The organism is Streptomyces sp. NPDC127106, assembly GCF_042677605.1.
GTDB lineage: Bacteria > Actinomycetota > Actinomycetes > Streptomycetales > Streptomycetaceae > Streptomyces.
Window position 1 is genome coordinate 1 of record NZ_JBHXTC010000046.1, and the last position, 14,063, is coordinate 14,063.

Genomic DNA, 14,063 nt, shown 5'->3' on the forward strand with positions numbered 1-14,063 from the left:
GGGCCCCCGCCCCGGACGAGCGGGGCGAGCGGGGCGAGCGGGGCGAGCGGGGCGATCCCGCCACCGTGGCCCCCGGCTCCGGACCGGCCCCCGCCCCCGGGCCCCCGCCCGGGCGCGTCGCGGCCCCCGCTTCCTGGCGGCGGATCGTCCCGCAGGCGCTGGTCGTGGCCTTCCTCGCGGGCGGCACCACCGCGTTCGTCGCCGCCGACAAGTCCGTCCGCCTCACCGTCGACGGGCAGTCCCGGACCCTCCACACCTTCGCCGACGACGTCGACGAGCTCCTCGCCTCCGAAGGCCTCGGCGTCGGCGCCCACGACCTCGTCGCCCCGGCCCGCGGGGCCGCCCTCGACGACGGCGCCGAGGTGGTCGTCCGCTACGGCCGCCCCCTGCAGCTCACCCTCGACGGGCAGAGCCGCCAGGTCTGGACCACCGCCGACACCGTCGAGGCGGCCCTGCGCCAGTTCGGGATCCGGGTCGAGGGCGCCTACCTCTCCGTCCCGCGCACCGCGGCCGTCCCCCGCGCCGGCCTCACCCTCGCCGTCCGCACCGAGCGCAGCGTCACGTTCATGGCCGACGGCGACGAGATCACCGTCCGCACCAACGCCGCCACCGTCCAGGAGGCCCTCGGCCAGGCCGGCATCACCCTGAACGGCCAGGACACCACCTCCGTCCCGCCCGACTCCTTCCCCCGCGACGGCCAGACCGTCACCGTGCTGCGCATCACCGGCACCCGCGAGGTCCGCGAGGAGCGCATCCCCTTCGAGACCGAGCGCGTCGAGGACGACACCCTGTTCGCCGGCACCGAGCTCGTCGAGCAGCCCGGCCGCACCGGCACGCGGCGCGTCACGTACGTCCTGCGGACCGTCAACGGCGTCCGGCAGACGCCCCGCCAGGTCGCCGAGGAGACCGTCCGCGAGCCCGTCACCCAGCTCGTCAAGGTCGGTACCAAGCCGCTGCCGGCGTCCGTCGCGGGCGCGGAAGGCCTCGACTGGTCGGCGCTGGCCCAGTGCGAGTCGGGCGGGCGGCCCGACGCGACCGACCCGTCGGGCACGTACGGCGGCCTGTACCAGTTCGACGTCCGCACCTGGCAGGCCCTCGGCGGCAGCGGCCGCCCGCAGGACGCTTCGGGCGCGGAGCAGACGTACCGGGCCAAGAAGCTGTACGTGCAACGGGGGGCGACTCCGTGGCCGCACTGCGGCCGTAGGCTTTACCGGTGAGCACCGCAGAGCAGCAGCCCGACAGAACCCCTGACGCCCTCCTCGGCGCGGCCGACATCCGCGAACTGGCCGACGCCCTCGGCGTGCGCCCGACCAAGCAGAAGGGCCAGAACTTCGTCATCGACGCCAACACGGTGCGGCGCATCGTGCGCACCGCCGACGTCCGGCCCGACGACGTGGTCGTCGAGGTCGGGCCCGGGCTGGGTTCGCTGACGCTCGCGCTGCTGGAGGCCGCGGACCGGGTCACCGCCGTCGAGATCGACGACATCCTCGCCGCGGCGCTGCCCGCCACGATCGCGGCGCGCATGCCGGAGCGCAAGGACCGCTTCGCGCTCGTCCACTCCGACGCCCTCCTCGTCGAGGAACTGCCCGGCCCGCCGCCCACCGCGCTCGTCGCGAACCTGCCGTACAACGTGGCCGTGCCGGTGCTGCTGACGATGCTGGACCGCTTCCCCAGCATCGAGCGGACCCTGGTCATGGTGCAGTCCGAGGTCGCCGACCGGCTGGCCGCCCGGCCCGGCAACAAGGTGTACGGGGTCCCCTCGGTCAAGGCGAACTGGTACGCGGACGTGAAGCGGGCCGGCGCGATCGGCCGCAACGTGTTCTGGCCCGCGCCGAACGTGGATTCGGGCCTGGTGTCCCTCGTCCGGCGCACCGAGCCGATCAAGACGACCGCCTCGAAGGCGGAGGTGTTCGCGGTCGTGGACGCGGCGTTCGCGCAGCGCCGCAAGACGCTGCGGGCCGCGCTGTCCGGCTGGGCCGGCTCTGCGGCGGGAGCGGAGGCCGCACTGGTCGCCGCCGGGATCTCGCCGCAGGCGCGCGGCGAGTCGCTGACGGTGGAGGAGTTCGCGGCCATCGCCGAGAACAAGCCGGCGCACGCGGAGAGGCCGGCCCTGTGAGTGCTGCTCTGGACGCGGGCGTGACGGTACGCGTGCCCGCAAAGGTGAACGTGCAGTTGGCGGTGGGCGCGGCCCGGCCGGACGGGTTCCACGACCTGGCGAACGTCTTCCTCGCGGTGTCGCTGTTCGACGAGGTGACGGTCACCCCGGCGGACGAGCTGACGGTGACCTGCTCGGGCCCCGACGCGGACCAGGTCCCCCTGGACCGCACCAACCTCGCGGCGCGGGCGGCGGAGCTCCTCGCGGCCCGGGCCGGCCGCCCCGACTCCGCCGTCCACATCCACATCGCGAAGAACATCCCGGTGGCGGGCGGCATGGCCGGCGGCAGCGCGGACGGGGCCGGCGCGCTGCTGGCCTGCGACCTGCTGTGGGGGCTGGACACGCCGACCGGGGAACTCCTGGACATCTGCGCGGAGCTGGGCAGCGACGTACCGTTCAGCCTGATCGGCGGCGCGGCGCTCGGCACGGGGCGCGGGGAGCTGCTGACTCCGGTCGGGGCGGGCGCGTTCCACTGGGTCTTCGCGGTCGCCGAGGGCGGGCTGTCCACCCCGGCGGTGTTCCGCGAGTTCGACCGGCTGGCCGAGGGGCGGGACGTCCCCGAGCCACAGGCCTCCCCCGCCCTGCTGGCGGCCCTCGCCTCCGGAGACCCCGACGCGCTGGCCGCGACCCTGGCCAACGACCTCCAGCCCGCGGCACTGTCCCTCCGCCCGGAGCTCCAGCGCACGCTGACGGCCGGCACGGAGGCCGGCGCCCTGGCCGGCCTGGTCTCGGGCTCCGGCCCGACCACGGCCTTCCTGGTACGGGACGAGGAAGCAGCGGCCAAGGTCGCCGCGGCCCTCGAAGCCTCGGGCACCTGCCGGGCCACCCGCACCACCACCAGCCCCGCCCCCGGAGCCACGGCCGTCTGACGGCCCGCGCCCCACCCGCGCGGGCCACGGCGGGGGCCTACAGGCAGGTGTGGAGGGCGCGGAGCAGCGCCTGGGCGCGGGGGTCGGCGGTGACCGACTTGGCCAGGGCGTTGGTGACGTAGCCGAAGCCGACGCCGGCCTCCGGGTCGGCGAAGGCGAGCGATCCGCCGCGGCCCGGGTGGCCGAACGACGCCGGGGACAGCATCGGCGAGGCCGGACTGTGCAGCATGTACCCCGGCCCGAAGCGGGTGTTCACCACCAGGACCCGGTCCGGGCCGGCCGAGAGTTCCCGGCCCGCCAGGGCCGCGGTCTGCGGTGTGAACAGGCGGGGTCCGTCCTCCGTGTCGCCCAGCAGTGCCGCGTACAGCCCGGCCAGGGCCCGGGCGGTGCCGATGCCCGCGGAGGCGGGGAGTTCGGCGGCCCGGTATGCGGGGGCGTTCTCGTCGGCGAGCGGGGTGATCGCGGCGAAGGCGCGGCGGGTGAGCGACGCGGGGTCGGCGTAGGCCTCGGAGACGTTCCGCCGCGGCCGGGTCCGCAGGGCCCCCGCCGATTCCGGCGGCTCGACGGCGCCGACCCGCCCGACCCGCCCGGACGCCGCCTCGGTCTCCGGCAGCCCGATCCAGAAGTCGAGGCCGAGCGGCCCGGTGACTTCCTGGGCGAGCCACTTGCCGAGCGAGGCACCGGTGACCCGGAGCACCAGCTCGGACAGCAGCCAGCTGTAGGTCTGGGCGTGGTAACCGTGGGCGGTGCCCGGCTCCCAGAACGCCTGCTGTTCGGCGACGGCCCGTGCTCCGGTCAGCCCGTCCGCGGCCTGCTGCGGCGTGAGCGGCACGTCCAGGGCCGGTACGCCCGCCCGGTGGGCGAGGAGGTCCCGCACGAGGGCCCGCTCCTTGCCGCCGGCCTTGAATTCCGGCCAGTACGCGCCGACGGGCGCATTCAGGTCCAGCAGTCCGCGCTGGTGCAGCAGCAGCGGTACGACGGCGGCCACGCCCTTGGTGGCCGAACGGACGACCTGCGCTGTGCCGGCCGTCCACGGTACGGCGTCGCCGTCCGTGTCGGCGTCGACGTCCCGTACGCCGGCCCACAGGTCGACGACCCGGCGTCCGTCCCGGTACACGGTGACCGCCGCGCCCCGGTCGCCGAGCACCTCGAAATTGCGTATGAAGGCGTCCCGGACGGCCTCGAAGCCCTCCGCCACCTGACCCTGGATGTTCACGAGCGGTCCAACCACCTCGGGCTTCCGGTTATGCCGCCGGCACGGAGCGCGGGTCGAAGCCGAAGGGCAGCTCCAGGCGGTGCTCGCGCATCAGCCCTTCGTCGCACATCAGGTCCTGGGTGCGCCCGTCGGCGGCGATGACGCCCTCGCTGAGGACGACGGAGCGGGGGCACAGCTCCAGCGCGTACGGCAGGTCGTGGGTGACCATGAGCACGGTCACGTCGAGCGAGCGCAGGATGTCGGCGAGCTCGCGCCGCGACGCCGGGTCCAGGTTGGAGGAGGGCTCGTCGAGGACGAGGATCTCGGGCCGCATGGCCAGGACGGTCGCCACGGCGACGCGCCGCCGCTGGCCGAAGGACAGGTGGTGCGGGGGCCGGTCGGCGAAGCCGGCCATGCCGACCTGCTCCAGGGCTTCCCGGACCCGCTGCTCCAGCTCGGGTCCGCGCATTCCGGCCGCGGCCGGGCCGAAGGCCACGTCCTCCCGGACGGTCGGCATGAACAGCTGGTCGTCGGGGTCCTGGAAGACGATGCCGACCCGGCGCCGGATCTCGGCGAGGTTCCGCTTCTCCACGGGGAGGCCGGCGACGGACACGGTGCCGACCCCGCCGGCGAGGATGCCGTTGAGGTGGAGGACCAGGGTGGTCTTGCCGGCGCCGTTGGGCCCGAGCAGGGCGACCCGCTCGCCGCGGCCGACGGTCAGGTCCACGCCGAAGAGGGCCTGGTGGCCGTCGGGGTAGGCGTAGGCGAGGCCGGAGACCTCGAGCGAGGGAGCAGCAGCGGAAGTCATATCGTCCAACCCATCACGCAGACGGCGAGCGCCGCCGCCGGAAGCACCGCCGCGTACGCCCACTGCGCACGGCTCGCGGTCACCTCGTCGATCACCGGCATGGAGCCGGTGTACCCCCGGCTGACCATCGCCAGGTGGACCCGTTCACCGCGCTCGTAGGAGCGGATGAACAGGGCCCCCGCGGTCTTGGCCAGCACCCCCCAGTGTCGGATGCCGCGCGCCTCGAAGCCGCGTGAGCGCCGCGCGATCGACATGCGGCGCAGCTCGTCGGTGATGACGTCGCCGTACCGGATCATGAACGAGGCGATCTGCACCAGCAGGGAGGGCAGGCGCAGCCGCTGCAGCCCGAGCAGCAGCTCGCGCAGTTCGGTGGTGGAGGCGAGCAGTACGGACGCGGCCACCCCCAGCGTGCCCTTGGCGAGCACGTTCCAGGCGCCCCAGAGGCCGGAGACGGACAGGGACAGGCCCAGGACGTCGACGCGCTCGCCCTCGGCGACGAAGGGCATGAGCACCGCGAACGCCACGAAGGGGATCTCGATCAGGAGCCGCCGCAACAGCAGGCCCGCGGGCACCCCGGCGACCGCCGCGACCGCGGCGAGCAGGACGGCGTAGAGCCCGAAGGCCCACACCGCTTCGCGCGGTGTGGACACGACGACCAGGACGAAGGCGAAGGTCGCGACCAGCTTGCAGTGCGGCGGGAGCCCGTGCACGGGCGAGTGGCCGTGCACGTAGAGCCGGTGGGCGTGGCCCGCACCCATGTCAGCCCGCCGCGGACGGGGTGGTCGAGGACGCCGACGGGGCGGCGGTGGTGGCGGAGCGGCGGCTGCGCACGACCCAGAACACGCCGGTGCCGACGGCGACGGTCGCGCCGACGCCGATGGCACCGGCGAGGCCGCCGGAGAGGCGCTCGTTGTCGACGTCCTTCACGCCGTAGTCGGCGAGGGGGGAGTTCGCGGAGGCGTGCTCGTACTCGCGCTCGCCCTCCGGCTTCTCCTCGTCGGCCTTGACCTTGGCGTCGATGCCCTTGTCGGCGGCGACCTTCTCCAGGCCGTCCGGGTTCGCGGAGGCGTAGAAGGAGACGAATCCGGCCAGGACCAGGGCGGTGACCAGGCCGGCGGCCCACACCCCGCGGGCGGAGCCGGCGGTGGCCGCAGCGGCGGGCGCGGCTGCCGCGGCCGGGGCGTCGACGAGTTCGCCGTTCACCCGGAGCTTGAGCGGGGCGGCCAGGCCGCGGGCGCCGAAGACCAGGTCCGGGCGTACGGCGATCACGGCGCCCACGGTGGCGGCGGTGATCAGGGCCTCGCCGATGCCGATGAGCACGTGGACGCCGACCATGGCGGTCAGCACCTTGCCGACGGGCACGTCCGTGGTGCCGCCGACGGCGTACATGCCGGTGAAGGCGGCGGCCGCGGCCGGCACGGAGACCAGGGCGGCCGTGAAGGAGGCGACGGTGACCGAGGCCCGGTTCCGCGGCAGCACCTTGAGCAGGCCGCGGAACAGCCCGTACGCGACGAGGACGGTGACCACGCCCATGACCGTGATGTTCACGCCGAGGGCGGTCAGGCCGCCGTCCGCGAAGAGGACGCCCTGCATCAGCAGGACGACGGACATGCACAGCACGCCGGTGTACGGGCCGACGAGTATCGCGGCGAGCGCCCCGCCCAGCAGGTGTCCGCTGGTGCCGGCGGCGACCGGGAAGTTGAGCATCTGGACGGCGAAGATGAAGGCGGCGACGAGTCCGGCGAGCGGGGCGGTCCGCTCGTCGAGCTCGCGGCGGGCGCCGCGGAGGCTGACGGCGACCGCGCCGACGGCGGCGACGCCGGCGGCTACGGAGACGGGAGCGTCGATGAATCCGTCGGGCACGTGCATGAGGCTGGCTCCGCTTCCTGCGGTCCTTGAGCTGACAAAATCTTTATCCGCTCAAGAATAGTCCCTACTTGCAAACTGCTGGCAAGAGCGGCGGCATCACAAATGCGTGTTCGCAGCTTCGTCGGAATGTGCGAGGCTGAAGGGAATACGGACTGATTAGTTCCGATGCGAGGAGTCTTGTCGATGTCTGCCACCGCCGAGAATCCCTCCGGGCCCGCCACCGCCACGGCCGCTACCGCTACCGCGACCGCGACCGCCGTCGCCGCCGCCGTGGTCGAGGAGCGCGTCACCGCCCGCGTGATCACCGACGATCCGCTCTACCGGAAGATCCCCGTCGCCCTGCGCTTCGCCCCCGCCGAGCCGCTCGCCGTGCGGATCGTCTTCCCCGCGGGCCTCTCCCCCGAAGGCACCGACAACGAGTGGGTCTTCCCCCGGGCCCTGCTGGAGGCCGGCCTCCAGGCCCCGTCCGGGACCGGCGACGTACGCGTCTGGCCCTGTGGCCGCGTCCAGGTGGTCGTGGAGTTCCACTCCCCGGAGGGGGTGGCGGTCATCCAGTTCGACAGCGCCGCGCTGCGCCGCTTCCTGCGCCGTGCGTACTCCCCCGCCACCCGGTCGGCGTAACGGGCCGCCCCGGACCGGAACACGCGAACGGCCCGGCCCCGGACCCGGCCGATCCGAGGGGATCGCCGGGTACGGGACCGGGCCTTGCGGTACCGGCGCCGCTGCGGGCGCCGGTCACGCGTCGACCGGCTCCGGTCAGGCGTTGACGAGCTGGCGGTCCTTGTCCGGGCCGCCCTCGGCGGGGCCGGCGGCCTCCAGGTGCTTGCGCAGGCTCTCGCCCTCCACGTCCACGTTCGGCAGCAGCCGGTCCAGCCAGCGCGGCAGCCACCAGGCCCGGTGGCCGAGCAGCGCGAGCACCGCCGGGACGATGGCCATGCGGACGATGAAGGCGTCGAAGAAGACGGCGACGGCCAGACCGAAGCCGATCATCTTCACCATCTGCTCGCTGGCGCCGATGAACCCGGCGAACACCGCGATCATGATCACGGCGGCCGCGACGACCACCCGGGCGCTGTACTGGAAGCCGGTCACGACGGCCTGGCCCGGGCGCTCGCCATGGACGTACGCCTCGCGCATCCGGGTGACGAGGAAGACCTCGTAGTCCATGGCCAGGCCGAAGACGACGCCCACCATGAAGATCGGCATCATGCTCATGATCGGGCCGGTCTGCTCCACTCCGAAGACCGAGCCGAGCCAGCCCCACTGGAAGACCGCGACGACCGCGCCGAGGGCGGCGACGACGGAGAGCAGGAAGCCGAGGGCCGCCTTGAGCGGGACCAGGATGGAGCGGAAGACGACCATCAGCAGCAGGAAGGCGAGGCCCACGACGAGCGCCAGGTAGGGCAGCAGCGCGTCGTTCATCTTCTGCGAGAAGTCGATGTTCATCGCGGTCGCGCCGGTGACGAGGACGTCGTCCCCGCTGCCGTCGCGGATGTCGTGGACGAGGGCCTCGGTCTGCGCGGAGGACGGGCGGTCCTTCGGGATGACGGTGATCACGGCGGCGCTGCCGTCCTGGTTGGGCGACGGCGGGGTGACCACGGCCACGCCCTCCAGGCCCTTGATCCGGTCCGCGGTCTCGTTGGCGAGCTTCTTGTCGCCGTCGACGACGACCAGCAGCGGGCCGTTGAAGCCCGGGCCGAAGCCCTCCGACAGGAGGTCGTACGCCCTGCGCTGGGTGGTGGAGACCGGCTGGGCGCCGTCGTCGGGCAGACCCATCTCCAGCTTGCCCGCCGGGACCGCGATCACGCCGAGGCCGATCACGCCGAGGAGGAGGACGACCACCGGTCGGCGCAGCACGAAGCGGGCCCACCGGGTGCCGGCGTTGGCCTTGGGCTCGGCGTCGGCCGGGCGGCCCTTGCCGAACAGCTTGCTCTTGGTGCCCGCCGGCAGCACCTTCTTGCCGGCGAAGCCCAGGATGGACGGCACCAGCGTCAGGGCGACGAGGACGGCGATGACCACGGTGCCCGCGGCCGCGAGGCCCATCTTGGTCAGCATCGGGATGTTGACGACGGCCAGGCCCACCAGGGCGATGACCACGGTCAGGCCGGCGAAGACGACGGCGGAGCCGGCGGTGCCGACGGCCCGGCCCGCGGCCTCGTCCCGCGCGCGGCCCTCGGCGAGCTCCACGCGGTAGCGGGAGACGATGAAGAGGGCGTAGTCGATGCCGACCGCGAGGCCGATCATCATCGCGAGGGTGGAGGTGGTCGAGCCGAGGTCGAGGACGTTGGCGAGCGCGGTGACGGTGGACACGCCGATGCCGACGCCGATCAGCGCGGTCAGCAGCGGCAGCCCGGCCGCGACCAGCGAGCCGAAGGTGATGACGAGCACGACCGCGGCGACCGCGATGCCGATGATCTCGCCGGAGCCGGTCTCGGGGGCGGCCATCAGGGCGTCGCCGCCGATCTCGACGGTCAGCCCGGCGGCCTTGGCGGGGTCACCGGACTCCGTGAGCGCCTCACGCGTGTCGTCGCTCAGCTCCATGCCGCTGACGGTGTACTTCACGCTGACGTACGCGGTGGAGCCGTCCTGGCTGACGGCCTGCATCTGGAAGGGGTCGGCGACCGAGGCGACCTGGGCCTTGCCCGGGCCCTGCTGGAGGCCGGAGACGATCTTCTCGACCTGGGCCTTGTTCGCCTCGTCGGTGATCTTGGCGCCCTGCGGGGCCTTGATGACGATGCGGGCGGAGGCGCCGTCGGCGGACATGCCCGGGAACTTCTCGTCGAGCAGGTCGAAGGCCTTCTGGGCCTCCGTGCCGGGCATGGAGAACGAGCCGGAGGTGGGCGCGCCGGCCGACGCCGCGCCGAAGCCGGCGGCGAACAGCAGCGCCACCCATATGAGGGCGACGAGGCCGCGGCGCCGGAAGGCGCCCCGGCCGAGACGGTAGAGGAAGGTGGCCACGGAGGCGGTCTCCCGTTCTGGTCGTGGGATGTATCCGGGTACGGATCAGGGCGTGCGGAGCCGGCCCGACGACGAGAGCGGCGTGTCAGGAGCAGCAGGAACGGTGCGCGGGTGGTGACTCAGACGCCGAGGGCGGGGAAGACCACGGCGTCGAGGAACTCGGCGAGGAAGGCCCGGTCGACGGACCGGTCCTCGATGAGCGGGAGCGCGATGAAGGCCCCGATGAGCATGTGCGGTACGAAATCCAGGGCCGGACAGTCCGGGGCGATCTCACCCCGGTCGACGGCCCGCCGGAGCATGACCTGGAGTCCGGTGATCTCCGGGTCGATCAGCAGTTCCCGGAGGGCCTGGTGGAGTTCCGGGCTCTCGTGGACGGCATGGGCCAGGCCCCGGATCAGGGCGGTGTCCTTGGCCATCTGCGCGTCGTCGGAGTGCTGGACCATGAGGCCGAAGTCCCCGCGCAGGCTGCCGGTGTCGATCTCCCCGAGGGAGACCGGCTGCGTGCAGCGCAGGGCCCGCGCGACCAGCTCGGGCTTGCTCCCCCACTGGCGGTAGAGGGTGGCCTTGCTGGACTTGGTGCGGGCGGCGACCGCGTCCATGGTGAGCGCGTCGTAGCCGACCTCGCGGAGCAGATCGAGGACCGCTCCGTGGAGTTCGGCCTCCCGTTCGGGGGTGATGCGGCTGCGCCGCGACGAGACCTCGTCGGACACCACGGCACCTCCCTTCGAACGAAACCGTTTCGTACTTCACGTCGTACAGGTACGACGATACCGCCGACGCGAGCGAAACGAAACCGTTCCGTTTCGCTTTCCGAGTGGCATGGATCACCTGTACGAGTTGCCGGGCCCCCCTGGCGCGGAAAGCATTGTGGGGTGAGCCACGACCTCGCGTACCTCCGTTTCCCGCACCTCCACGGCGACCGCCTGTGCTTCGCCGCCGAGGACGACCTGTGGATCGCGCCGCTGGTCCCCGAGGGCGGGAGCCCCGGCCGGGCCTGGCGGATCACGGTCGACCGCACCCGGATCGGCCACCCCCGCTTCTCCCCCGACGGCCGCCACATCGCCTACACCACCTGGCGCAGCCTCGACCCCGAGATCCACCTGGCCCCCGTCGAAGGCGGCCCGGCCCGCCGGCTCACCTACTGGGGCGCCACGGACACCCGGGTCTGCGGCTGGACCCCGCCCGACAAGGACGGCCGCAGCGACATCCTGGCCGTCTCCTCGCACGGGCAGCCGTTCTCCTACTTCGCGTGGGCCTACAGCGTGCCCACCGACGGCTCCCCCGGCGGAAAGCTCCCCTGGGGCCCGGTCTCGGACATCGCGGTGCACGAGGAGGAGCACGACGGCGACGGCCCCGGCGAGCGGCGCACCCTGCTGCTGACCGGCAAACCCCCGCACGAGCCGGCCTCCTGGAAGCGCTACCGCGGCGGCGCCACCGGACGGCTCTGGCTGCACGGCCAGCGGCTGCTGGAGGACATCGGCGGCCACCTGGACGCGCCGATGTTCGTCGCCGGCCGGATCGCCTTCCTCTCCGACCACGAGGGCATCGGCAACCTGTACTCCTGCCTGCCCGACGGCACCGACCTGCGCCGGCACACCGACCACGAGGAGTTCTACGCCCGGCACGCCTCCAGCGACGGCTCCCGGGTCGTCTACCAGTGCGCCGGCGAGCTCTGGCTCGTGGACTCGCTGGCCCCCGGCTCCGCCCCGCGCCGGCTCGACGTCCGCCTGGGCGGGCCGCGGGCGGGCCGGCGCACCTACCAGGTGCCCGCCGGCAGCCACGTCGACTCGCTGTCCGTCGACACCACCGGCCGCGCCAGCGCCGTCGTCGTCCGCGGCAGCCTGTACTGGCTCACCCACCGCGACGGGCCCGCCCGGACGCTCGCCGACACCCCGGGCGTGCGGGTCCGGCAGCCCGAGATGCTCGGCACGGGCGGGCAGGTCGCGTACGTCACGGACGCGGAGGGCGAGGACGCCGTCGAGATCGCCTACCTGCCGCGGGCGTCCGGCGACCGGGAGCCGCGCCGGCTCGCCTCCGGGCAGCTGGGCCGCGTACTGGAAATGGTGGCCGACCCGGCCGGGGAGCGGCTCGCGATCGCCTCCCACGACGGGCGGCTGCTGCTCATCGACGCGACGGAGGACTCGGCCGGCGAGGTCACCGAGCTCATCCGGTCCGTCAACGGGCCCGTCACCGACCTGGCGTTCTCCCCCGACGGGTCGTTCCTGACCTGGTCGCACCCGGGCGTGGGGCACGCCCTGCGGCAGATCAAGATGGCCCGGATCTTCGGCCCCGGCGCGCGGAACATCGTGGACGTCACCAGCGGCCGCTTCGTGGACGAGAACCCGGTCTTCACCCGCGACGGCCGCTACCTGGCCTTCCTGTCCTGGCGCGGCTTCGACCCCGTCTACGACGTGCACACCGGCGACCTGTCCTTCCCGCTGGGCTGCCGCCCGTACCTGGTGCCGCTGTCCTCGGCGACGCCCTCGCCCTTCGCGTTCACCCCGGACGGCCGCCCGGCGGCGGGCGGACTCGACCCGGTGGAGGGGGAGTCCGGCGAGGAGGGCGACGGCTCGGTCACCGTGGAGGTGGAGGGCCTGGAGAGCCGCGTCACCCCGTTCCCGGTGACGGCGTCCAAGTACTCGGCCCTGTACCCGGTGCACGGCGGCGGGCTGGTGTGGCTGCGCTGGCCGATCTCCGGCGCGCTCGGCGAGACCTTCGCCAACCCGGCCGACACCAGCGGCAAACCCACCCTGGAACACTTCGACATCACCAAGGCCCGCAAGACCGAACTGGCTTCCGGGCTGGACTGGTTCGCGGTCAGCGGCGACGGCACCCGGCTCGTCCTCAACGACGACGGCGACCTGCGGGCCGTCCCCGCCACCGAGGCCGGCGACGGCGACTCCACCGTCTACCTGGACCTGCGCCGCATCCACCACGAGGCGGACCCGGCGGCCGAGTGGCGGCAGGCCTTCGAGGAGGCGGGCCGGCTGATCCGCGCCTACTTCTGGGAGCCGGACATGTGCGGCATCGACTGGGACGGCGTCCTGCGCCAGTACCGGCCGCTCGTCGAACGGGTCGCCTCCCCCGACGAGTTCGCGGACCTGCTGCGCGAGGTGCTCGGCGAGCTCGGCACCTCGCACGCGTACGTCTCCCCCGCCCGCCGCAACGAGGGCCCGCCGCACTACCAGCGACCCATCGGGCTGCTCGGCGCCGACCTCGTCCCCCGCGACGGGGGCTGGGCCGTCCGGCGGATCCTGCCCGGCGAGGCCTCCGACTCCAAGGCCCGCTCCCCGCTGGCCGGCACCGGCATCCGGGAGGGCGCCGTACTCACCCACGTCGACGGGCGGCCCGTCGACGCGGTCTCCGGGCCCTACCCGCTGCTGGCCGCGGCCGGCGGCACCACCGTCGAGCTCACCTTCCAGCCGGCGGAAGGCGAGGGCGCGGCCCGCCGCGTGGCGGTGGTCCCGCTGATCGACGACCGGCCGCTGCGCTACCAGCACTGGGTGTCCAAGCGCCGCGCCGTGGTCCGCGAGCTCAGCGGCGGCAAGTGCGGCTACCTGCACATCCCCGACATGGGCGGCTCGGGCTGGGCTCAGTTCAACCGGGACCTCCGGATGGAGATGACCCGCCCGGCGCTGATCGTGGACGTACGCGGCAACGCGGGCGGGCACATCAGCGAGCTGGTGGTGGAGAAGCTCACCCGCTCGATCCTGGGCTGGGACCTCACCCGCAACGCCCAGCCGGTGAGCTACGCCTCCAACGCGCCGCGCGGCCCGATCGTGGCGCTGGCCGACGAGGCGACCTCCTCCGACGGCGACATGATCACCGCCGCCTTCAAGCTGCTGGGCCTGGGCCCGGTGGTCGGCCAGCGCACCTGGGGCGGTGTCGTCGGCATGACCGGCCGGCACACCCTGGGCGACGGCACGATCATCACCGTGCCCATGAACGCCGCCTGGTTCCCCGAGTACGGCTGGTCGGTGGAGAACCACGGCGTGGAGCCGGACTTCGCGATCCTGCGGACCCCGCTGGACTGGGCCGAGGGACGCCACGGGGAACTCGACGACGCCGTGCACCTGGCGCTGGAGCTCCTGGAGCAGGAGCCTGCCGCGGTGCCGCCGGGTTACGAGGACGTCCCCGACCTGCGGCGGCCGAAGCTGCCGCCGCGCTAGGTGTACTCGGCCGGGCCCGGTGCGGGCCGCCGGGGGCCGT

Annotated in this window: 11 protein-coding genes; 5 read left to right on the forward strand and 6 right to left on the reverse strand. The window is 73.7% G+C overall.

Annotation, left to right across the window (positions count from 1 at the left end; genetic code table 11):
- Nucleotides 1-65 precede the first annotated feature (65 nt).
- The 3 genes from ACFVGY_RS28595 to ACFVGY_RS28605 are packed head-to-tail and all read left to right on the forward strand — an operon-like array spanning nucleotide 66 to nucleotide 3,024.
- Nucleotides 66-1,217 carry a ubiquitin-like domain-containing protein gene (locus ACFVGY_RS28595; RefSeq protein ID WP_385682449.1) on the forward strand — a complete coding sequence of 384 codons (1,152 nt, stop codon included), beginning with the start codon at nucleotides 66-68 and terminating at the stop codon, nucleotides 1,215-1,217.
- Entirely contained in the window at nucleotides 1,214-2,116 is a 903-nt protein-coding gene (gene rsmA, locus ACFVGY_RS28600) for a 16S rRNA (adenine(1518)-N(6)/adenine(1519)-N(6))-dimethyltransferase RsmA (RefSeq protein WP_385682300.1), read from the forward strand. The genes ACFVGY_RS28595 and rsmA overlap by 4 nt, the downstream gene beginning before the upstream one ends.
- A gap of 8 nt (nucleotides 2,117-2,124) precedes the next feature.
- The gene (locus tag ACFVGY_RS28605; RefSeq protein ID WP_385682452.1) at nucleotides 2,125-3,024 is read left to right on the forward strand and encodes a 4-(cytidine 5'-diphospho)-2-C-methyl-D-erythritol kinase; all 900 of its coding nucleotides are present in this window, start codon (nucleotides 2,125-2,127) and stop codon (nucleotides 3,022-3,024) included.
- Nucleotides 3,025-3,061: 37 nt separating this feature from the next.
- Here the strand turns inward: ACFVGY_RS28605 and ACFVGY_RS28610 are convergent, their stop codons facing one another.
- Genes ACFVGY_RS28610 through ACFVGY_RS28625 form a run of 4 tightly spaced genes read right to left on the reverse strand, consistent with a single transcriptional unit; the run spans nucleotide 3,062 to nucleotide 6,896 of the window.
- Complete coding sequence (locus ACFVGY_RS28610; RefSeq protein WP_385682302.1) at nucleotides 3,062-4,240, reverse strand: serine hydrolase domain-containing protein; 1,179 nt, start codon at nucleotides 4,238-4,240, stop codon at nucleotides 3,062-3,064.
- Between the two features lie 28 nt (nucleotides 4,241-4,268).
- On the reverse strand, nucleotides 4,269-5,027 hold the full coding sequence (locus ACFVGY_RS28615) for an energy-coupling factor ABC transporter ATP-binding protein (RefSeq protein ID WP_385682304.1): 759 nt from the start codon (nucleotides 5,025-5,027) through the stop codon (nucleotides 4,269-4,271).
- Nucleotides 5,024-5,785: a cobalt ECF transporter T component CbiQ gene (gene cbiQ / locus ACFVGY_RS28620; protein WP_385682306.1), complete on the reverse strand. Its 762-nt coding sequence runs from the start codon at nucleotides 5,783-5,785 to the stop codon at nucleotides 5,024-5,026. The genes ACFVGY_RS28615 and cbiQ overlap by 4 nt, the downstream gene beginning before the upstream one ends.
- 1 nt (nucleotide 5,786) lies before the next feature.
- On the reverse strand, nucleotides 5,787-6,896 hold the full coding sequence (locus ACFVGY_RS28625) for an energy-coupling factor ABC transporter permease (RefSeq protein WP_385682309.1): 1,110 nt from the start codon (nucleotides 6,894-6,896) through the stop codon (nucleotides 5,787-5,789).
- Between the two features lie 183 nt (nucleotides 6,897-7,079).
- Here ACFVGY_RS28625 and ACFVGY_RS28630 point away from each other — a divergent pair, with 183 nt between their 5' ends.
- The gene (locus tag ACFVGY_RS28630; protein WP_385682312.1) at nucleotides 7,080-7,517 is read left to right on the forward strand and encodes an SsgA family sporulation/cell division regulator; all 438 of its coding nucleotides are present in this window, start codon (nucleotides 7,080-7,082) and stop codon (nucleotides 7,515-7,517) included.
- 135 nt (nucleotides 7,518-7,652) lie between these two features.
- Here the strand turns inward: ACFVGY_RS28630 and ACFVGY_RS28635 are convergent, their stop codons facing one another.
- Together ACFVGY_RS28635 and ACFVGY_RS28640 are read right to left on the reverse strand one after the other, a co-directional pair.
- Nucleotides 7,653-9,854, reverse strand: a complete 2,202-nt coding sequence (locus ACFVGY_RS28635; RefSeq protein WP_385682314.1) for an MMPL family transporter — start codon at nucleotides 9,852-9,854, stop codon at nucleotides 7,653-7,655.
- A 119-nt stretch (nucleotides 9,855-9,973) separates the two neighbouring features.
- Nucleotides 9,974-10,564 carry a TetR/AcrR family transcriptional regulator gene (locus tag ACFVGY_RS28640; RefSeq protein WP_385682455.1) on the reverse strand — a complete coding sequence of 197 codons (591 nt, stop codon included), beginning with the start codon at nucleotides 10,562-10,564 and terminating at the stop codon, nucleotides 9,974-9,976.
- A 162-nt stretch (nucleotides 10,565-10,726) separates the two neighbouring features.
- On the opposite strand from ACFVGY_RS28640, the gene ACFVGY_RS28645 reads away from it, so the two are divergent.
- Nucleotides 10,727-14,023, forward strand: a complete 3,297-nt coding sequence (locus ACFVGY_RS28645; protein WP_385682316.1) for a S41 family peptidase — start codon at nucleotides 10,727-10,729, stop codon at nucleotides 14,021-14,023.
- Nucleotides 14,024-14,063 lie beyond the last annotated feature (40 nt).

Excerpts from the sequence above, each read along its gene's own strand:
- ACFVGY_RS28615 (WP_385682304.1), bottom strand. The coding sequence starts at position 5,027 with ATGACTTCCGCTGCTGCTCCCTCGCTCGAGGTCTCCGGCCTCGCCTAC.
- cbiQ (WP_385682306.1), bottom strand. The coding sequence starts at position 5,785 with ATGGGTGCGGGCCACGCCCACCGGCTCTACGTGCACGGCCACTCGCCC.
- ACFVGY_RS28625 (WP_385682309.1), bottom strand. The coding sequence starts at position 6,896 with ATGCACGTGCCCGACGGATTCATCGACGCTCCCGTCTCCGTAGCCGCC.
- ACFVGY_RS28630 (WP_385682312.1), top strand. The coding sequence starts at position 7,080 with ATGTCTGCCACCGCCGAGAATCCCTCCGGGCCCGCCACCGCCACGGCC.